We start from the raw sequence: 20,632 nt of genomic DNA, 5'->3' as shown, positions 1-20,632 counted from the left end.
ACGCGTTCGTACTCGTGTTCGCATTTGCATTCGCCAAGGAAACATCATGCCGACCTCAAGCTCCAGCTCCACGACGACACCCGTGCTGCAAGCGCGCGGCCTCGTGAAGCGCTACGGACACGTGACCGCACTCGACGGCTGCGATTTCGAAGTCATGCCGGGCGAGATTCTCGCCGTCATCGGCGATAACGGTGCGGGGAAATCGTCGCTGATCAAGGCGCTTTCGGGCGCCACCGTGCCCGACGAAGGAGAAATCCTGCTCGACGGCGCGCCGGTGAAATTCCGCAGCCCGCTCGACGCACGCGCGAAAGGGATCGAAACGGTCTATCAGGAACTGGCCGTTGCCCCCGCCATGACGATCGCGGAAAACCTGTTCCTCGGCCGCGAACGGCGTTTGCCCGGCTGGCGCGGGTCGTTGCTGCAAATGATCGACAAGCGGCGCATGCTCGAAGAAGCGACGGCGCACATGAAGGACTTGCAGATCGGCATCCGATCGATGCGCCAAGCCGTCGAGACATTGTCGGGCGGTCAGCGCCAAGGGGTGGCCGTCGCGCGCAGCGCCGCATTCGCGCGGCATGTCGTCATTCTCGACGAGCCGACCGCCGCGCTCGGCGTGAAGGAAGGCAACATGGTGCTCGAACTGATTCGGCGCGTGCGCGATCGCGGCTTACCCGTCATTCTGATCAGCCACAACATGCCGCACGTGTTCGAAATCGCCGATCGCATCCATATTCAGCGACTTGGGCGGCGTGCGGCGCTCGTCCATACGAAAGACATTCACATGTCGGATGCGGTCGCGATCATGACCGGTGCCAAGCAAGCCGACGTTCGGGCGATCGCATGATTCGTTTGGCCTGGCGCAGCGAGACGCAGCGCTGTGCCGTGTTTCGAACCGCAGCGATGTCGACATCGAAGCCGCTGTTTGAGGGTCATTACGTATGAATGCTCGAACGCAGTCGCAGCTGACGCGCACGGTCGGGTCGAACCAAGTCGGCATGCGGCAGTTCAACGAGCGCATCGTGCTGCAAGCGATACGCCTGCACGGGCCCCTTCCGAAAGCCGACATCGGGCGGCTCACGCGGCTCAGCATGCAAAGCGTGTCGATGATCGTCGATCGGCTCATCGATGACGGTTTGCTCGACAAGCAAGCGCGCGTGCGCGGAAGGATCGGACAACCCTCGGTGCCGATCGCATTGCGGCCCGACGGCGCTTACACGATCGGCATCAAAGTCGGACGGCGCAGCCTCGATGTGCTTGCCTTGGATTTCACAGGGCATGTCTGTACTCGCGAAGTGCATGAGTACGCCTACCCGGATCCCCCTACGCTGTTTCCGGCGTTGGAAGGCAAACTTGCGCGCGTAATGGATACGCTGGGTAGCCGCGCCACGAAGGTCGTCGGCATCGGCGTGGCCGCACCGCTTTGGATGGGCGGATGGCGCGATTTCTTAGGAGCACCGCCCGCTGCGCTGGAAGCCTGGAACGCGATTGACATTCGGTCTCGCATTGCCGCAATGACCGGGCTCCCCGTCGAGTTCGCCAAAGACACGACGGCCGCCTGCGCCGCAGAACTCGTCATGGGGCAAGGACGAGGGATTCGCTCGTTTCTCTATCTGTTCGTCGGCACCTTCATCGGTGGCGGTTTGGTCATCGACGGCCGTTTGCATGGCGGGCCGCACGGGAATGCGGGCGCGGTGGGGTCGATGCCGCTTGCGCTCGGTAACGGGCATGCGGCGAGGCAACTTCTGCACACGGCATCGGGCTTCGTGCTGGAGCAGCGGTTCGTCGCGGCGGGCATCCCGGCTGCGGCCGCCCACGATCATCGCGCGCTCAGCCCCGACGCCTGGGCCGTCACCGAGCGATGGCTCGACGAAGCCTGCCCTGCGATCGCGATGACGATCGCGACATCCACCGCCCTGCTCGATTTGGAGGCCGTCGTCATGGACGGAGAAATCGACCGGCAACTCATGCGCGAGATGATAAGGCGTACGCAAGCGGCACTCGATCGGATCGAATGGGAGGGAATGGTCAGGCCGCAGCTGATCGAGGGGACGATCGGTCCTGATGCCAGGGCGATGGGCGGTGCGATCTTGCCGCTTTATGCCCACTTTGCGCCGACGCATGAATTGTTCTTGAAGGATTAGCGTCTGCGGCAACCAACGGTTGCGCTCCCTATTCGCCTCCCGCTGTTGCGTCGCAGTACATAACGCAATCCAATGCCCCTCATTCGCTCGCCGTCGGCGACGATAGCCCGATCTTTGCCCCGTGGCGCAATCAGTGCGCCGTATCGCCGGACTTCTCACGGTGAGGGCATCGGCCGCTGCGATTTGACCCGCTGGCTGGCGCCGCCTAACGTCATTGCCAGATGGACCGGGTCTCGACATGATTGGTAAAGCGCAGTGACCCGGTTCGCACTGCTTTCCCCTGAGCGCTTCAACATCGGGCTGTGAGTTCGACCCGCCTCACACACAGAAATTCGGATCTGCTGAGCAAAGGCGTCCGCATCGCACTATGTGAGCCGCGATCACGCTCATCGAGAAGCGGTTACGGGTTGCTGTTGCACCGCCAGATTTCGGGGGCTACCGTACGACGACTATGAGGTCGCGAGATGCATGCCCCTCGGATGACTCGAGAGGTACGCGGCTGACTGGCGCCCCCTTACGCACCCCTCGGTGAGATACGGCACTATGGGTATAAACGTTACGCATACTCGGGGCCGGAAGTCCCAACCGGTCAAGCGAAAGAAAAAGGACGCCGCCAAGCGTCAAGCTGAAAAGTTGGAGCAAGCGTGGCGTGACAATACACCCCTCGGACAGCAAAGTTGGTACGCGGACATCCTCCGGGCCAACCTACGATACGAGCATCAGCGTTATGCGCGCCACACGGACAAGCTGCTGCGCAGACAACACCGTCTACAAGCGATACAAGAGGAAGAGCCCGAAGAGCCGTCCTCCCCCGACACATGGGATTGGTGGGGCGTAGCAATATCGTCTATTCCCATAGTGCAACTCTTCACCGGCACCTATTCGGCTTTGACTGCCGGCATGCCACCCGGTATCGCGGCGAATACGAGCAAGCCCGGCCCGATGCCAGAGCAGAACCGGACTGCACCGGATTCGAACAATCCCGCTCACTCCTACGCGTCCCTTCCGCAACGGTTCTTGTCCAAATTCTTTTCAGCGTTCAGCAGAACGGCCGAGCCGGACGTCTCGGCGGCGATGCCGCGTAACGCGACGGATGACAATCGCTTTGAGCAACCGCAGAGCACAAGCGACGAACCGCCAAAACCGGATCCGCTTGTGAGAGTGGTGCGAGACGCGACACACCAACGCCGTGAGAACGCGGCGCCCCGTCATGACATTCGTCAACACCATCAGCAATCCGACGATGTCGGCGACATCGTCCATAGTCAAACCAGCGGATTCATGACGACGGCGGTTGGCCTATTTCCGACAAGGCGACAGCTAGGCGAGATGGTTTTGAAAGAAGGTGGTTATGACCCGGCAAAACAGTATGAGTATACGGATACCTACTTTGCATCAGGCGAGTCAATGACGCAAAACATGAATGGAATTTTCGATTCCAGCAAGACACTTCTAGAACTCTATCTCGAAAATTCTATCGTAAAACTACCGTTCTTCAAAAGAGACATAACAAACGAAGCAAAAGAAATATTTGACAAATTACCAGACATAGATGATGTTTTCGAAATAAACGCTAAAGCACACGGCGATTCGGTCGAAAGAATAATGTCCGAAAAAATCGCCCACAAACTCGAGCGATTTGGAATCGATCATGCCGATGGCGCCTCAGTGATGGCCGTCCGCGTGTTCGTAAAAGACTCGATTCCCGGGCAGTTCGGCGCCGCACACCACTTCACATACGAGGGAGATCGCGGCTACGTCATGAAGATCGACACCGGCATCGAAACCAAGTATTTCGCCATTACGATTCATGACGATACTATGGTTTATCGAATGCCGGGAGATGCCAATCTGAGAGCTTTGTGGATCAAGGATCACAAGAAATACTTCTTTAAAGAAGACGTCGACTTAGACACTGCGTTCAAATTTACCTCCACGGAACTGGAAGCCAACCTCGACTCCAACGAGGCCGCCGATAATATATCAACTCAATTGTGGGGACGTATTTTTCCAACCCTCAAATTAGCTGCACGCCAGGACACTCCGCTAGAGGAATTCATTCACATGTTCCGTGGAATGGTATTTCCCGGGTACGACATCGGAAAAGCACTACGAGACGGCGACAATGAACAGGCGCTAATTTATTTCGGTTGGGAAATCGTCCCTTACGTAGGCGAGGGCGGCAAACGAATGGTTAAAGTCGTCAATCGCGGCAGAAAATGGGCAAAGAAATTGATCGGCATGAAAAAAGCTCGCAAGTCGGACAGCGTCGCGGAAATTGCCGAGGGCGGAGGGAACCCGGCGAACAACCGTGCAAAAGCGGGGCTGCCGGATGAAGGGGGCGGCGCTTTGGAGGCAGGCGGTCAATCCGCAGCACACTCGCCGGCAGAACCCGCCGGTGATATCGAAAGTCTTAGGTCATTCCGCGACAAACCCGCCCCCCTTACAACTGTAATGCAAGGACGTCAGCGAGCGCTCGAGCGACTCGCAGCCGGCGATAGCTGGGTACAGTACTTTATGGAGAAGGAGAAGACGCACATCGGAACCGCAACCCGATACATAAAAAATCTGTTAGAGAGAAACGGCTACAAAACGAAGATTCGTCTTGTGGCGATTTGGGATTCGGTAAAGAATGATCTGAATAACACGCCTAAGATCCATACCGTCGTCTTGGCCAAGCATGAAAACAGTGACGGCATACTATTTGCCATCGACGGCAGATCGACTCATTTCAAAAAATCGAGCACCGATTCTTTCAATGTAGACCCCGAAGAGATTTGGGCAAGGACACTCCGCGATGCCGCAAACGCAGATTTAAGGGACGGTGTGGTGAAGTATGCCGACTTCGACACCTTTACCGAAGCAAAAGCGGTTTCTCGTGAATGGCACTCGGCTACGCCGGGAAGCGACCTCGGCGCTGGAGTTTCGGTGTTGGGAGGCTCACCCAGATACATCGACGCGGTACGATCAGCGCCAAAAGCTCCGACCAAGCGCAAGCGAACAAAGTATGCAAAATATGTCGTTGACGGAGTGTCTATGACGTACGATCGAGCATACGATGCTTATGGCCATTACCAAGTGGCGAAAACCGTTCGGAAGGTCGCCAAGATACACCGGGCAAAGCAAGGATTGCGAGGACGGGGGAGAAGACGTACGACAAGACGACCCGCGACATGAGCGCGAAAGAGCCCGCGGCGATCACAGTCGAACACCGGGGCAGAACATCCATCGCATGCAATGGGTCGTCCCGTTCTATTCAGCCTGGCTTGCTTACAAGCGACACGACTACACCGAAGCGGACGTTCGCACGGTTCTGGATGTTATTGCCGTTGCCAGCGGTCCGTCTGCAAAAGCGATGCAAGCAGCAGGGATGCTAACCGGAAGTGGACGACGCGTCGACTACGCGAAGACGGGCAAGAAAGTCAGCGGCTATACGGACACGGGCGTCACGCTCATCACCGATAAGCCGATGTCCGGCGTCGACAGCAAGGATACGAAGTTCGCCTCGAAAACTGTTGGGCTCCATCGTGATGACCAAGTTCGCCGTCGATCTCGGCATCTCGCCCATTCTTGCGATCCTGTGCGGCATCGGTTATCGAATCTGCCCGACGCGATGATGTTCCTCGGCAACGCGTTCCGCGTCGGATCGGCCGAGGTGACTTACGGAACCTTGCTGGCACTGTCGTTGTACCTCGTCACCTGGTTCGTACTCCGAAATACCGTACCGGGTCGGCACCTGTATGCGCTCGGGAACAATCCGGAAGCCGCGCGATTGATGGGTTTGTCTTCGCAACGAATCCTGCTGACCGTCTATTCGATCGCGGGGCTCATCTACGGCATCGCGGCGCTCCTGCTCATCTCGCGCACCGGCGTGGGCGATCCGCAAGCCGGGCAAACCGATAACCTCGACAGCATCACGGCAGTGGTGCCCGGCGGCACGAGTTTGTTCGGCGGACGCGGATCGATCGTGGGCACCCTGCTCGGCGCACTGATCGTAGGCGTGTTTCGCAACGGTGCCGCAGAACTCGTCATGGGGCAAGGACGAGGGATTCGCTCGTTTCTCTATCTGTTCGTCGGCACCTTCATCGGTGGCGGTTTGTCATCGACGGCCGTTTGCATGGCGGGCCGCACGGGAATGCGGGCGCGGTGGGGTCGATGCCGCTTGCGCTCGGTAACGGGCATGCGGCGAGGCAACTTCTGCACACGGCATCGGGCTTCGTGCTGGAGCAGCGGTTCGTCGCGGCGGGCATCCCGGCTGCGGCCGCCCACGATCATCGCGCGCTCAGCCCCGACGCCTGGGCCGTCACCGAGCGATGGCTCGACGAAGCCTGCCCTGCGATCGCGATGACGATCGCGACATCCACCGCCCTGCTCGATTTGGAGGCCGTCGTCATGGACGGAGAAATCGACCGGCAACTCATGCGCGAGATGATAAGGCGTACGCAAGCGGCACTCGATCGGATCGAATGGGAGGGAATGGTCAGGCCGCAGCTGATCGAGGGGACGATCGGTCCTGATGCCAGGGCGATGGGCGGTGCGATCTTGCCGCTTTATGCCCACTTTGCGCCGACGCATGAATTGTTCTTGAAGGATTGAGGGCCTACGCGAATGGAGCGACGCGGCGAGCAAGGTTGACGACGCGCCTTCGGGCCTGGCCTTTCGCCCACAAAATGCCGCCCGCCCCAACCAGATTGAACGACTCGAGCGTGCGTTGGCGCTGTTTCTGGTGGTGGCTTGGCGCGTGACACACCTGATGGCGCACGCATCGCACTATGTGAGGCAAATTGACAGGCATCGGAGAGTGACGGCGCCACAGCGTTGCATTCGCGTCCTGCCGGGACTACGGTGTCGCGACAACCGAGCAACGCAAGTATTTCCCCCGCAGGCCGAGACGCATGCCTGACTGTCTCCGCGCGGTCATCCTTTTGCCGGTCACCCTCCCCATGCCCATCGGAAAATACCAGCACCAGGTGCAAAGGTACCGCCCCAAACAGGCGGCCAACAAGTGGAAGCCTGAAGCAAATGCGGCGGCAGCGTCTGCGATTTCTCCTGAAGAGAAGGACCTGCTGCATGCGCTGCGAGCGCAGCATGGCGCGTATCCGCGCGTGCAGGATCCGCGCAGAGCACACGAAGCGAACATTGTGGATCGGGTGACGGAAAACGCCGGCCGAACGGAGCAACTCCTTGCACGGCAGGAGGCGCTGCGAAATATTGACGCTGGGACACCCCTGATGTTTGGGAATGCTCCCCTAGCGACCAAACTCATCCTAGGCGGCTTGCTTCTGCATTCCGTCAGCAGCACGGCCGCCCATGTGAACTTGCACTCAAGGCTCCTGGCCGATCACGGAAGGAGCATCGCCCCGAGCGCCGAACCGGAGCAAACCCCGGGAGCTTCCGATACGGGGAGCGATGAAGCCCCAGACGAGCAAACTGCCGGCACCTCCGTGCCAGAGTCGCAATCGACAAACGTCCAACAGTTTAAGCCGGCCCACTTTGAGCAAGCCTTACAGGCGCCGGCCAACGCGACGACGGCAAACTCTGAGCAGGTCAGGTCAAAGCGCGAGTCGAGTCCGAGTGCAGGGAAACTGAGCATTCCGCTTCCCTGGGGCTCGAAGCGGCCTAGCTCGTTCTCGCAGCATATGCTCGGCGAAGCGCCAACAAGAGAGATCGTGTACCGAATGGCGATAAAGCTGAACGGTCAGGATCCCGATCAAAAATATGTTCTGACGGATCGCTGGCAAACCTTTAGCCAAAACATGCTGACCGCAAATCTCCGCGTCAATCAAACAAAGACGCACGTGGAGCTCGCCCTCGATGCCGACACAGAAATGCTTCCGTTCCTGGTTCGACGTTACCCGGAGAATTTATATTGGCCGAAGGAAGCGCTTTTTAAAGAAGCATACGATGCACATATCCAAGAATCGAAGGAGCGTGGTATTCGTGCGCTCAATACCGCGCTTGCGGACCACGGAATCGAACGCGACACAAAGATCGATTTGATGACGGTCTCCGCTCACAATTCTAACGCAGACCCCATTGATAAACTCAGACCACAGAAAGGAGATCGCGGATTCATAGTCGCACTGCACGGCGACAGCGGAACGCGGTATTTTGCGCTGACTCCGCTGGATGATGACATGGTTTTTCCGATCTCAAAAACCGTCGATTTGTATCGATGGATAAGTGAGAACAGGTATCTGTTTTTCACACCTGATATGAATTTCGATGGAATTGATTCATTTTACGCGCGCGGAACCATGCATGACGTCACCGCCGGCGCCGCCGTCGATAAAATAGTCCCCGATTTGGTCGACCGCATTATTGTTCCGCTGAAGCGACTCGCATACGGAGAAACTCAGCTCCAAGAGTTCATTCACCTGGCTCGCGGAATGATCGACCCGGGAAGTTTTTACGACCTCAACCGAGCCCTTGAACTGGAAGACTACACGACGTTCTTCCTCACCATCGGAGCCAGTCTTATACCAGTAGTAAGAGGAAAGGGAGTTGTATTTTTTAAATACATCACAAAACATTCCAAAGGCCTCAAGAACTTTTTGAAGAATAGATTCATTAAAAATGGAATAGGTGACATGGCAGATCTTTCCGACGATGTCGTACAAACGGCGCTGACATTTCGGAGCTTGCAAGCACTAGATCATGGCAGCACACCCGACGACAAGCTGCCACCGTTATCAGCCAATGCTAAGAACGATCTTACAAAAATCAACGAACTAATAACAAAGGATAATTGGATTCGCAACAGTGTCATTGAAGAGCAAGTTGCGACCTCTTCGCAGGCGATCTCGCGCATCAGGCATACGTTAGCCGATGGAGGCTATAAAACGGAAGTCATATGCATGCTTGTATGGCGTGCAGAAAGTGATCACCCCAAAGTCCAATATCTCGTGACCGCCAGACGATTCGGCGACAGTCAAGAATTTGTCATTGACGCGCCTATCGGCGATTCTCATCACCTCCGCCCGGCAGGGACTGCCGTCTACTCTCTGCAAAAATGGGGAAGCCGCACTCGCAAGCACGCAGAACACAATATTCCTCATGGCAGAGTTAAAATTAAACTGTTCTCTACAACGCAAGCAGCACTCGACGCATTTAAGCCAGGACAAGAGGTAGCGCAGGATGCAGACCTTGGAGCGAACGTTCTCGTTCTGCACGAACCCAACAACCATCACGGACGGGGTCATCGGCATCATCGGCATCAAAACTAATGGTTACCGGTCAGAGAGTTTAAGCCACCCGCCTTTCGTCAAGGATCGCAAGCGGCGGCAAAACGGTAATCCAATTCACTATATGAGCCGACCCGATACCGTCGACCACCAGCTCGTCGTTACAAGTTGCATTCGTAGGCTCTTACTACTAGCGTGTCGGCAAGAATATCGAATGCTGCACGCCCTTTCGCGCCCACCGGCGAAGACACTCCAGGTCGGCGCCTCACCCACCTGCGAGAGGCTGTCATATGCCGCGCGATGAGTTCGCATTCAAAGCCCGCCGGCAAAATCGAAGCAAAAACATCCACAAGCAAACGAAATCGCTGGATTTGGCAAACACACGACAATTAATCGACGCCAGCAACATTTTCTTTTACAAAAGACCACCTATCGTACGTCATACAAAAGCGGCAGCTATCCAACGAGAACTTTATCGGCGACTGAAATTTTATATAGGCTTGGCATTCGCAATTAATTTTGCATTCGAAGTGCAGGGAGAAATGAATCTCCGAGCAGAGCTGTTTGGGAACAGAGCCGGCCCGTTTCGCCCCGAGCCGCCGTCGAGCGGCACCGCAAACGCAGTTGTCGTCCCCGCCCGCGCAGCCAAGCGCCCGACAAAAACGGGGGTGCCATCGTCAGGGTTGATGGGGCGGGTGGCGGCGCAGCAATATGGATATGGAAAAGTCCCGCGTCACAATGTGACGTCGGCACAAGATCTGTTTGAGTCTGGAGATATCGCGGAATTCGCCGCACGCATTTGCGATATTTTCGAACAGCGCGATGCATCCGGCGCGACGAACAGCCATCCTTCAGCCGACTCGATGACATCCGAAGGATTGTCGGCGACATCGACAAATTCATCGACGCAGCAACCGAACGCCGTAAAAACGGCGTCCGCACAGCCCACAAATGATTGGTATGACCTGTCCTGGCTAAGCCGGCCATTTTTGGACGACACCACCGATAACGAGTACCTGCCTTCGGCATGGCCTTTCCCCGGCGGTGCGGCCGCTCCAGCACGCCGTCGGTATCACGTTACGCGAACCCCGCATCACAATCACCAAGAGGGGGGAAACGGTGGACAAGGGCACCACAACAACGCTAACGGTGATCACGGGCATCACCACAACGGAGGCAGTGGACACGGGCACCACCATGGGCACCACAACAACATCAGCGCGGTGGCCCCTGAACCCGTGCTACATCAGATATTGGGGAACATTCTTTCCAGGAAGGAAGACCTCGGCGTATTTTTGATGCAAGCAAGTGGAGTAGATCCCTATGCGCTTTATAACCGCAGTTCCTGGGCGCTCTTTGATATTCCAGGCTCCGGGGACGAGCCGTACCTCGAACCGGGCATCGATTCATACATTGACTACCAAACGAGGGCATGGACCTTTACACAAAGATACGCACCCGAAATCAAGGCACTACCGGATCTCAATAAAATATTCTGGAGTATGATCGCGACCGTAAAAGAAGTGGCGGCACAGAACATCACACGCGAACTCAATGAAACAGCACGGAGTCTCTACAACTTCGGCTACACGATTGGAGGCACCTACACATTGAAAACAATTACGCTGCTAGAGCCAACCCGAGGCAATGACGCCTGGACACGCGAAGGGGATCTTCAGAGATCCGAGATGACATCCATCGGTTACCTTTTGGAGGTCGATGACAAATATTTGGGACGACGGGAATCGTATATTATTGCGCCCGCACATCATCCACCCATGATTCGCGTACCCACAAGCAAAGCAGGACAGGATCATTGGATCAGGAAGCACTTGAATTTATTTTTTAATACGAAGAACAAAGATATCAATAGATATAATATAATTGTAACGAGCATTTTCGACAGCTATGCAAACATACATCTGGCTTTCGAAGAAGCCGGAAGTTATTTAGCCGACAGTATCGTCGACGCATTCAAGTATCAGGCTTATGGTGAAACCAGGCTGGAAAAAATGATCCATCGCATGCAATGGGTCGTCCCGTTCTACTCAGCCTGGCTCGCTTACAAGCGGCACGAATACACGGAAGCGGTCGTTCGCACGGTTCTGGATGTTATTGCCGTTGCCAGCGGTCCGTTTGCAAAAGCGATGCAAGCAGCAGGGATGCTAACCGGAAGTGGACGACTGGTGACCGTAGCGAAAACCCTGAAAAAGCTCTCGTATCTCGACGCTCCGGGACAGGTAGACAACTACAATAAAAAGGTTGCAATAGGTCTCGCAGGACAAGTAGCCGGCCCACCAGGAAGGAAGTTTGCACACTATCTCGCCGAGCACTTCGCTCAAGACCAGGACAAGAACACCATGAACAGAATGCTGGATGGCGCCTACGATGAAAGAAACGTCAATCTGGCTCAAATCAATAACGCTGCCGAGACAAATAACGGAGACTAAGCTTTCGCCGCGCAGCGCCTTGGGACAAGGAGATAGGCAGGGGCCGGAACAACGGAACAAATTAAGCGCGAATGCGTTCACCGCTGGTACTGGGCGATATACCGCAGCACATCTTCCGTCTGCCCCCCGGACACAAGCTGTTCGGCCGTCCGGTACTGGAACTCCGATAGCGGCTCGTTCCGATACCAGAACAGCGCTTGCTTGACGCAGCCGTGCGCATCCGTCGCGGCACGAATCACACGTAAGGCCTCGCGCAAAAAGCGCTGCACGCTCTCCGACGCCGGCATCCGGCTCAGCGTATTGCGATGCACGCCGGCTTGTTTCGCCAGCGTCTGAAGATCGATATGCAGCGCATCCGAAAAGCGCCGCGCCGACACGATCGGTGCGGCAAACGCGGGATCGCGCAGCGAACTCATGAATTGTTCGAAGCTTGCGCTTTGCGCGATGTCGTCAACGACAACCGTCGAGTTCATCATTTACCTCGCATCCTTCGTGCGCCATGGCGCGCACGTAGCACATAAAACAGGGCGCCGATCGCGCAGACCACCGCGCGATCGATGCTCCGTCGTTCAAGGCGCCCGGCCTGCTCGCAGCTGCGCGAGCTACCGGAGCGCGCCCTCACTGCTTGGCCATTTGCTGCGTATCGCCGGGCTTCGTATCGCCCCAGCCGCCGCCTAGCGCGCGAATCAGGCTGACCGTCGCCACCGCTTGCGATCCGGCCAACTGGCTCGCCTGACGCTGCGCCAGCAACACGGTGCGCTGGCTATCGAGCACATCGAGGTAGTTCACCTGACCTTCGCGATACTGCGCCTCCGACAAATGCTCGGCGCGCGCCGCCGCGTTGACCGCATCGTTTTGCGCTTTGATCTGATCGTCGAGCAAACGCAGGTCGGCCAGACTATCCTCGACTTCACGGAACGCGTTGAGCACCTGCTGGCGGTAGTTCGCCACCTGCTCGTCGTATTGCGCCTTCGCCCGGTTCAGATCGGCCTTGCGACGACCGCCATCGAAAATGGGCAGCGATAGCGCTGTGCCCGCGAACGGGCCGAGCAAGAATGTGCGGCTCGACCATTTGAACAGCTGGCTCAGCCCCGAGGCTTCATAGCCGAACGCGCCCGTGACATTCAGTTGCGGGAAAAACGCCGACTTCGCGAGACCGACACGCGCATTGGCCGCAGCCATCGCGCGCTCCGCCGCAGCGACATCGGGACGCCGTTCGAGCAGCGACGACGGCAGCCCTGCCGGAACGCGCGCGAGCACGGGCTCGAGCGGTTGCTGCGGGAACGAGAAGTCCGCGGGCGGCTTGCCGAGCAACACGGCGAGCGCATGCTCGGACGCCGCACGCTGCCGCGCGATGCCCGCTGCGTCGGCCTTCGCACTCGCGAGCGAATTGGTTGCCTGCTGAAGATCGAGCTCGCTGACATCGCCGGCATCGTAGCGATGCTTGACGAGTTTGAGCCCTTCTTCGCGCAGTGCCACCGTGCGGCGGTACAGGTCTTGCTCCGTATCGAGCTCGCGCAACGAGAAGTAGTTCGATGCGACATCGGCCTGCAACGCCAACTGCACGGAGCGGAACAATGCTTCGCTCTGCTGCGAATCGGCACGGCTGGCGGCGACGTTGTCGCTCACGCGGCCGAACAGCGGCGCCTCGTACGATACCGTCGATTGCGCACGCCATAGCGTGACAGGCGGCAGGTACGCATTCTGCGGCAGTCCTTGCGACGCCGGCGATACGCGCTCGCGCGTGGGGCCGAAGCCCACGTCGAGTTCAGGGAACCAGGCCGAGCGCGCGGCGTCGAGCCCCGCACGCGATTCGCGCACCCGCGCGGCCGCCGCCTTCAAGTCTTGATTTGCCGATTGCGCTTCGTCTTCGAGCTTGTTCAGCGTCTCATCGTTGAAAATCGTCCACCATTGGCCGCGCTGCATCGCCTCCGCTGGCTGCGCAGTCTTCCACGCACCCGCTTCGGAAGCGGGCAGCGGTGCTTCCTTGAACGCGGCCGGCGTATCGACGTCGGGGCGCTTGTAGGTCGGCCCCATCGAGCAAGCCGCCACGAGCGTCATCAAAAGGCCGCCGGCCAACGCACGTAGTGCAAGACGCGAGCCGTCGGCATTCCAATCAATTCGTTTCATTGTTTTGTCCTCTAAGCCTCAAGCGTCCGACATCGCGGGTTCGTCGACATCCGTATCGTCTTTCGAATCCTTGCCTGCCACATGGATTGTGCCGCCCGCCAACTTACGCAGCACCACGTAGAAGACCGGCGTCAACATGAGGCCGAACAGCGTCACGCCCAACATACCGAAGAACACGGCGATACCCATTGCATGACGCATTTCCGAACCCGCGCCCGTGGACAGCACGAGCGGCACCACGCCCATGATGAACGCGATCGACGTCATCAAAATCGGCCGCAACCGCAAGCGGCTCGCCTCGATCGCCGCGGCCACGGGCGTGCGTCCATCGTGTTCGAGCTCGCGCGCGAATTCCACGATCAGAATCGCGTTCTTCGACGCCAAGCCCACGAGCACCATCAAGCCGATCTGCGTGAAGATGTTGTTGTCGCCGTGCAGCAGCCACACGCCCGTCAAGGCCGACAACACGCTCATCGGCACGATCAGGATCACCGCGAGCGGCAACGTCAGGCTCTCATACAACGCAGCCAGCACGAGGAACACAAGCAGCACGCTGATCGGGAACACCCAGATTGCCGAGTTGCCGGCCAACACCTGCTGATACGTCAAGTCGGTCCACTCGAAACTCACGCCCCGCGGCAGCGTCTCCTTGGCGATACGTTCGATTGCGTTCTGCGCCTGGTCCGACGAGTAGCCCGGCGCAGGACCGCCGTTGATGTCCGCCGCCGTATAGCCGTTGTAACGCACGACCATTTCCGGGCCGAACGTCGGCGACACTTTCACGAGCGAGGACAGCGGCACCATTTCGCCCGAGGCATTGCGCGTCTTCAACTGCAAAATGTCGTCGGGGTGCGCACGGAACGGCGCATCGGCTTGCACGCGCACCTGATAGACCCGGCCGAAGCGGTTGAAGTCGTTCACATAGAGCGAGCCCAGATAGATCTGCATCGTGTTGAAGATATCGGTCACCGACACGCCAAGCTGTTTGGCCTTCACGCGATCGAGATCGACATTCAGCTGCGGCACGTTGATCTGATAGTTCGTGAACAACGGACCGAGTTCCGGCGCTTCGCGCGCGCGCTTGATGAACGCCTGCGTCACCCCGTCGAGCTGCGCGTAGCCAAGCGCACCGCGGTCCTCGAGCTGCAGTTTGAAACCGCCAAGCGTACCGAGACCCAGCACAGGCGGCGGCGGGAACACCGCAACGAACGCGCCTTTGATGCCCGCGTACTTCTGGTTCAACGCACCGGCGATGGCCCCGGCCGACAACGCCTTCGATCCGCGCTCCTTGAACGGTTTGAGCGTAACGAACACGATGCCCGCGCTCGAGCTGTTCGTGAAGCCATTCACCGACAACCCAGGGAACGCCACGGCATGCTCGACGCCGGGTTGCTTCATTGCCAGGTCGCCCATCTCGCGGATGACGTTTTCAGTCCGATCGAGCGTGGCCCCGTTTGGCAATTGCGCGAACGCGATCAGGTACTCCTTGTCCTGCGCAGGCACGAACCCGCCTGGCACAATATGCGTGATCAGCAAGGTTGCGCCAACCAGTACGGCATACACGCCGAGCATCAGCGATTTCCGACTCAGCACGCGCGTCACGCCATGACCGTACGACTGCGAGCCGCGCTTGAACACCTTGTTGAACTGCCTGAAGAAGCCGCCGAGCACGCGATCCATCGCGCGCGTCAGCCAATCCTTCGGCGCATCGTGGCTACGCAAGAGGATCGCGCACAACGCCGGCGACAGCGTCAGCGAATTGAACGCCGAAATCACCGTGGAGATGGCGATCGTCATCGCAAACTGCTTGTAGAACTGGCCCGTCAACCCGCTCATGAAGGCAAGCGGAACGAACACCGCGACGAGCGTCAGCGCGATGGCGATGATTGGCCCGCTCACCTCGCGCATCGCCCTATAGGTGGCCGCTCTCGCGCTGAGACCCGCCGAAATATTGCGCTCCACGTTTTCGACGACGACGATCGCATCGTCAACGACGATACCGATCGCGAGCACCATCCCGAACAACGACAACGCGTTGATCGAGAAGCCGAACGCGAGCAGCAGCGAGAACGTACCGACGATCGACACCGGCACGGCGACGAGCGGGATGATCGACGCGCGCCACGTCTGCAGAAACACGATCACGACGATGACGACGAGCGTGATGGCTTCGAGCAGCGTATGGATCACAGCTTCGATACTCGAACGCACGAACTGCGTCGGGTCATAGACGATGTCGTAATCGACGCCGGCCGGGAAGTCCTTCTTCAGCTCGGCCATGTCCTTGCGAACCTGATCCGAGATCGCCAGCGAGTTCGCGCCAGGCTGCTGGTTGATACCGAGAGCGACAGCCGGTTTGTTGTCGAGCAGCGATCGCAAACCGTACTCGGAAGCCGCCAGCTCGACGCGCGCGACGTCGCGCAGATACGTCACGCCGCCATCGGGCGAGGTCTTGATGACGATCGCACCGAATTGCGATTCGGTTTGCAGGCGGCCACGTGCATTGACGGACAGCTGCAGCGGCACATCGGGCGAGGACGGCGAGCCGCCGATCACACCCGCCGCCACTTGCACGTTCTGCTCGCGAATCGCCGCAACGACATCGCTCGCCGTCAGATTGCGCTCGGCCAGCTTGTTCGGATCGAGCCAGATGCGCATGGCGTAATCGCCCGCGCCCCACAGCTGCACCTGGCCCACGCCTGCGATCCGTTCGAGACGATCCTTGACGTTGAGCAACGCGTAGTTGCGCAGATACGTCATGTCGTAGCGGTTGTCGGGCGAGATCAGGTGGACGACCATCGTCAGCGTCGGCGAACTCTTGATCGTCGTCACGCCAAGCCGTTGCACGTCATCCGGCAGACGCGGCATCGCTTGCGAAACCCGGTTCTGCACGAGCTGCTGCGCCTTGTCCGGATCGGTGCCGAGCTTGAACGTCACGGTCAACGTCATGTTGCCGTCACTGTTCGCCTGCGCCTGCATGTAGAGCATGTTCTCGACGCCGTTGATCTGCTCTTCGAGCGGCGAGGCCACGGTCTCGGCGATCACCTTCGGGTTCGCGCCCGGGTACTGCGCGTGCACGATGACCGACGGCGGCACCACCTCCGGGTACTCGGAGATCGGCAACTGGAACAGCGAAATGACGCCTGCCAGCAGGATCAGGACCGATAGCACCCCTGCAAAGATCGGTCGATCGATGAAAAATTTAGATATGTTCATGTCGCGTTCTGAGTCGTGATTTGCATCCACGCCTGACGCTTCACGTCAGGCCCCCTGAGGGGGTCGAAAAAAGCGCACGGCAACCCGGTGCTTTCTCGAGTGATTCGCTTCAATGCCGTCAAGGCGAATCGAAGCAAGCGGTGTCTCAGGAATTCGTCGATGGGTCCGCACCGGTCTTACCCGCATCGGCGCTGGCGTTGCCGCCGCCCGCCGGATCGTCGGTCATCGGCACCATATGAGCACGCACGGTTTGACCCGGACGCACACGCTGCACGCCGTTCACGACAATGCGATCGCCCGCCGCGAGGCCCGCCGTGATCACGCGCAAGTTGCCATGCAGCGCGCCGAGCTTGACCTCGCGATACGCCACGGCGCCTTGCTTATCGACGAGGAGCACGTACTTCTTGTCCTGGTCGGTGCCGATCGCCGCTTCGTCGATCAAGAGCGCCGCATGCGGTTCGCCGCCACCCACCTTGACGCGGGCATAAAGGCCCGGCACCAGCGTGCCGTCCGGATTGTCGAAGCGCGCACGCACGCGGATCGTGCCCGAGGACGTATCGAGCCGGTTATCGACCGACGCGATCGTGCCCTTGCGCGAGTAGCCCGTCTCGTTGGCAAGACCGAGTTCGACCGGTACATTCGCGCCGTTGCGGGCGCGGCCGATGTACTGCAGATAGGTCTGCTCGTCGACGTCGAACGAGGCGTAGATCGGCGAAACCGACACGAGCGTCGTCAGTGGCGCAGCGCTCGCGCCCGCCGATACGACATTCCCTACTGTGATCTCAGCGCGCGAAACGCGGCCGGCCACCGGTGCGACGATCGTCGTATAGCCGAGGTTGATTTGCGCGGCTTCGAGCGCGGCCTGCGCTGCCTTCACGTCCGCGGCGGCACCGAGCGCGTTGTTCTGCTTCTCGTCGTAGTCGCGCTTGGCGATTGCGTTATCGGCCATCAGGCGTTGAGCGCGTTGCCAGTCGGTTTGCGCATAGCTGTCGCGCGCCTTGGCGGCCGCGAGTTGGGCCTTCGCGCGATCGACTTCGGCCGCGTACGGGCGCGGATCGATCACGAACAGCGTCTCGCCTTTCTTCACGAGTGCGCCGTCTTTGAAGTTGACCGATACGATCGTGCCCGATACTTGCGGCCGGATGTCGACCTTGTCGACGGCTTCGAGCCGGCCCGAATAGGTTTGCCAGTCGGTGACGGTCTTGTTCAGCACCGATGCGACGTCCACTTCGGGCGCCATCGGCGCGGCTTGCGCGGGCGCGCTCGCATTCACGCGAATCGCGCTGAACGCACCCACACCGGCCACCGCTGCCACGGCAAGGACGGCATAGGCGATGCGACTACGAGAAACAGACTTTTGAGGCATGACGAGGCTCCGGTGTGGTGTTGTTTTATGACGTTTCTGATCAGCCAACTGTGACGGCCCGCCCTTCGAGATGGCGCTCGAAAAAGCGTGTTGCATCTTCCAAAGCTTGCGGATCGTACGCGATTCGCTCGTGCGTTGCATTGGAGTAACGCATAACCTGGGTCGGCACGCCGGCGCCGATCAGCTTTGCCGCGTACGTTTCCGCTTCGACGTGCAGGACATCGTTGCGCGCGGTGGCGATAAAAGCGGGCGGCAAGCCGGCCAGCCGCGCCGACTCGAGCGGCGCCGCGTACGGGTGCATCCGCTGCGACGCTTGTGGCAGGTAGGCGCGGTAGCTCGCCATGCACTGACGCGGCGTGATGTCCGATTGGACGGCGCGCTCGTCGGCGAGGCAGGTCATGCTCGGATCGAGCATCGGGCTGAACAACGCTTGCGCCGCAATGCTTACGTCGCCGCGATCGCGCGCGACGAACGAGAGCCCGTTCGCAATGTGCCCGCCTGCGCAATGCCCCGCCGCGAGCAGCCGCTTGCCGTCGCCGCCGATGTCCCGACCCGAGCCTTGGGCCCATTTGGCTGCGCGGTAGGCGTCTTCGAGCGCTGCCGGAAACGGGTGCTTGGGCGCCAGCGAATAGCCTACGGATATGACCAATGCCGAAAGATATTCGGCGAAATAACGCGCAGCGAATTCGGCGTCGTCCAGCGACCCTCCCACGAATGCGCCGCCATGAAAATAAAGCATGACAGGCAATGAGCGTACGCCACTGCGGCGATAAAGTCGTAGTGGAATATTGCTCTCATATCCGGCAATCCGGACTTCTTCGACCTCGAGCGTCTTCGCACTCCAGGCCGATCCCGCAGAGAAACTACGGGAATGCGTAGTTCGCATGATTGAACGCGCAAGGCGCGACGGTTTCACAATGGTGCGAATTGTGGATTCGGCAGAGTCCGAGATAAATGCCTATAATCCGGCAACACAATTCACCGCGCCCGAACAATTGTTCTCATCAGTTGGGATAGTTGGCGGGAATCATCCGGAGAGCGACCATGGATCGGCTTCAGGCCATGCAGGTGTTCACGCGTGTGGTCGACACGAACAGCTTTACCAAGGCCGCGGAGACGCTCGATCTGCCGCGTGCGTCCGTCACGACCATCATTCAGAACCTGGAAGCGTACCTTGGCGTACGGCTCATGCACCGCACGACGCGACGGCTGAGCCTCACGCCCGACGGCGCCGCTTATTATGAACGCTGCGTGCGCATTCTGGCGGACGTCGACGAGACCGAAAGCAGCCTTCAAAACGGCAGCAAGAAGCCGCACGGCAAGCTGCGTGTCGATATGCCCGGCGCACTCGGGCGCTCGATCGTCATCCCCGCGTTGTGCGAATTCCATACGCGCTACCCGGATATCGACCTGCAGCTCGGTTTCTCCGACCGCCCCGTCGATTTGCTCCAGGAGGGGGTCGATTGCGTCATACGCGTGGGCGCCTTGCAGGATTCGTCGCTCGTCGCGCGCAGAATCGGCTTGTTCGAAGGCGTCACGTGTGCGGCGCCCGACTATCTCGCGCGCGCGGGCGAGCCGAAAACGATCGACGAATTAGGGCAGTTTCAGGCCGTCAATTATTTTTCGAGCCGCACGGGCCGGATCATCAACTTCGACTTCCTCGTGGACGGCAAGGAAGTCGAGGTGAAAATGCCCGGTTCCGTATCGGTCAACGATGCGGACGCTTACGTCACCTGCGCGTTGGAGGGCTTCGGCCTTATTCAGGCGCCGCTGTTCATGGTGCTGCCGCATCTGCGTTCCGGTGCGCTCAAGGAAGTCCTGCCCGAGTGGAAGCCGCTGCCCATGCCGATCTCGGCCGTCTACCCGCACAGCCGCCATCTCTCGCCGAAAGTGCGCGTGTTCGTCGATTGGATTGCCGAAGTGTTCGACCGCTGCCCGCTGTTGAGCGGCCGACAAAGCCTTGACAAGCCGTGCAGCAAACGCACGCTCGAGGAGCGCGAAAGCACGTCGACGCTCGATACGCCCGTGCTGACCGAATGGGTGGCCTGACGTCGACGGATTCGATTGTTTCGCCAGGCCGACAAATTAATTCGCACGATCCGGGTTTATCCCGATTCCGCCAGCGCCTACATTTGCTCCTGTCGC

At 59.1% G+C, this 20,632-nt stretch carries 11 protein-coding genes and 2 pseudogenes; 8 read left to right on the top strand and 5 right to left on the bottom strand.

Going from position 1 to position 20,632, the window contains the following annotated elements:
• Positions 1 to 46: 46 nt before the first annotated feature.
• The 7 genes and pseudogenes from C0Z19_RS00890 (at position 47) to C0Z19_RS27855 (ending at position 11,775) form a co-directional block, all read left to right on the top strand.
• On the top strand, positions 47 to 844 hold the full coding sequence (locus C0Z19_RS00890) for an ATP-binding cassette domain-containing protein (RefSeq protein ID WP_102607901.1): 798 nt from the start codon (positions 47 to 49) through the stop codon (positions 842 to 844).
• 94 nt (positions 845 to 938) lie between these two features.
• Positions 939 to 2,141 (top strand): ROK family transcriptional regulator, encoded by a 1,203-nt coding sequence (locus tag C0Z19_RS00885; RefSeq protein WP_102607900.1) that lies wholly within the window; start codon positions 939 to 941, stop codon positions 2,139 to 2,141.
• A gap of 858 nt (positions 2,142 to 2,999) precedes the next feature.
• A complete protein-coding gene (locus C0Z19_RS27860) occupies positions 3,000 to 5,318 on the top strand; it encodes a hypothetical protein (protein ID WP_146011970.1) in 2,319 nt (772 codons plus the stop codon).
• A gap of 341 nt (positions 5,319 to 5,659) precedes the next feature.
• Positions 5,660 to 6,156: pseudogene (locus C0Z19_RS00865) on the top strand (ABC transporter permease); the annotation flags it as partial.
• Positions 6,157 to 6,737 (top strand): annotated as a pseudogene (locus C0Z19_RS00860) (ROK family protein); the annotation flags it as partial.
• Between the two features lie 299 nt (positions 6,738 to 7,036).
• Positions 7,037 to 9,367 carry a hypothetical protein gene (locus C0Z19_RS00850; RefSeq protein ID WP_102607896.1) on the top strand — a complete coding sequence of 777 codons (2,331 nt, stop codon included), beginning with the start codon at positions 7,037 to 7,039 and terminating at the stop codon, positions 9,365 to 9,367.
• Positions 9,368 to 9,615: 248 nt separating this feature from the next.
• Entirely contained in the window at positions 9,616 to 11,775 is a 2,160-nt protein-coding gene (locus tag C0Z19_RS27855) for a hypothetical protein (protein ID WP_146011969.1), read from the top strand.
• Between the two features lie 77 nt (positions 11,776 to 11,852).
• Here the strand turns inward: C0Z19_RS27855 and C0Z19_RS00835 are convergent, their stop codons facing one another.
• From C0Z19_RS00835 to C0Z19_RS00815, 5 genes are all read right to left on the bottom strand, one after another.
• Positions 11,853 to 12,248, bottom strand: a complete 396-nt coding sequence (locus tag C0Z19_RS00835) for a DUF2384 domain-containing protein (RefSeq protein WP_102608151.1) — start codon at positions 12,246 to 12,248, stop codon at positions 11,853 to 11,855.
• Between the two features lie 145 nt (positions 12,249 to 12,393).
• Positions 12,394 to 13,905 (bottom strand): efflux transporter outer membrane subunit, encoded by a 1,512-nt coding sequence (locus tag C0Z19_RS00830; RefSeq protein ID WP_102607893.1) that lies wholly within the window; start codon positions 13,903 to 13,905, stop codon positions 12,394 to 12,396.
• 18 nt (positions 13,906 to 13,923) lie between these two features.
• Positions 13,924 to 17,121, bottom strand: coding sequence for an efflux RND transporter permease subunit (locus tag C0Z19_RS00825; RefSeq protein WP_102608150.1), 3,198 nt, complete (start codon positions 17,119 to 17,121; stop codon positions 13,924 to 13,926).
• Positions 17,122 to 17,266: 145 nt separating this feature from the next.
• Positions 17,267 to 18,487, bottom strand: coding sequence for an efflux RND transporter periplasmic adaptor subunit (locus C0Z19_RS00820; RefSeq protein WP_102607892.1), 1,221 nt, complete (start codon positions 18,485 to 18,487; stop codon positions 17,267 to 17,269).
• 40 nt (positions 18,488 to 18,527) lie between these two features.
• Positions 18,528 to 19,373, bottom strand: a complete 846-nt coding sequence (locus C0Z19_RS00815) for an alpha/beta hydrolase (protein ID WP_102607891.1) — start codon at positions 19,371 to 19,373, stop codon at positions 18,528 to 18,530.
• 158 nt (positions 19,374 to 19,531) lie between these two features.
• Between C0Z19_RS00815 and C0Z19_RS00810 the strand changes: the two genes are divergently transcribed.
• On the top strand, positions 19,532 to 20,536 hold the full coding sequence (locus C0Z19_RS00810; protein WP_102607890.1) for a LysR family transcriptional regulator: 1,005 nt from the start codon (positions 19,532 to 19,534) through the stop codon (positions 20,534 to 20,536).
• Positions 20,537 to 20,632 lie beyond the last annotated feature (96 nt).

It is taken from the genome of Trinickia soli, from assembly GCF_002879855.1.
Lineage (GTDB): Bacteria > Pseudomonadota > Gammaproteobacteria > Burkholderiales > Burkholderiaceae > Trinickia > Trinickia soli.
Note: the sequence above shows the minus strand (reverse complement) of the source record. Positions and strands in the feature narration are given on the sequence as shown.

What these genes read in the sequence shown, in the direction of transcription:
- C0Z19_RS00890 (WP_102607901.1), top strand. Translation starts at nt 47, where the DNA reads ATGCCGACCTCAAGCTCCAGCTCCACGACGACACCCGTGCTGCAAGCG.
- C0Z19_RS00885 (WP_102607900.1), top strand. Translation starts at nt 939, where the DNA reads ATGAATGCTCGAACGCAGTCGCAGCTGACGCGCACGGTCGGGTCGAAC.
- C0Z19_RS00850 (WP_102607896.1), top strand. Translation starts at nt 7,037, where the DNA reads ATGCCTGACTGTCTCCGCGCGGTCATCCTTTTGCCGGTCACCCTCCCC.
- C0Z19_RS27855 (WP_146011969.1), top strand. Translation starts at nt 9,616, where the DNA reads ATGCCGCGCGATGAGTTCGCATTCAAAGCCCGCCGGCAAAATCGAAGC.
- C0Z19_RS00835 (WP_102608151.1), bottom strand. Translation starts at nt 12,248, where the DNA reads ATGAACTCGACGGTTGTCGTTGACGACATCGCGCAAAGCGCAAGCTTC.
- C0Z19_RS00830 (WP_102607893.1), bottom strand. Translation starts at nt 13,905, where the DNA reads ATGAAACGAATTGATTGGAATGCCGACGGCTCGCGTCTTGCACTACGT.
- C0Z19_RS00825 (WP_102608150.1), bottom strand. Translation starts at nt 17,121, where the DNA reads ATGAACATATCTAAATTTTTCATCGATCGACCGATCTTTGCAGGGGTG.
- C0Z19_RS00820 (WP_102607892.1), bottom strand. Translation starts at nt 18,487, where the DNA reads ATGCCTCAAAAGTCTGTTTCTCGTAGTCGCATCGCCTATGCCGTCCTT.
- C0Z19_RS00815 (WP_102607891.1), bottom strand. Translation starts at nt 19,373, where the DNA reads ATGCGAACTACGCATTCCCGTAGTTTCTCTGCGGGATCGGCCTGGAGT.
- C0Z19_RS00810 (WP_102607890.1), top strand. Translation starts at nt 19,532, where the DNA reads ATGGATCGGCTTCAGGCCATGCAGGTGTTCACGCGTGTGGTCGACACG.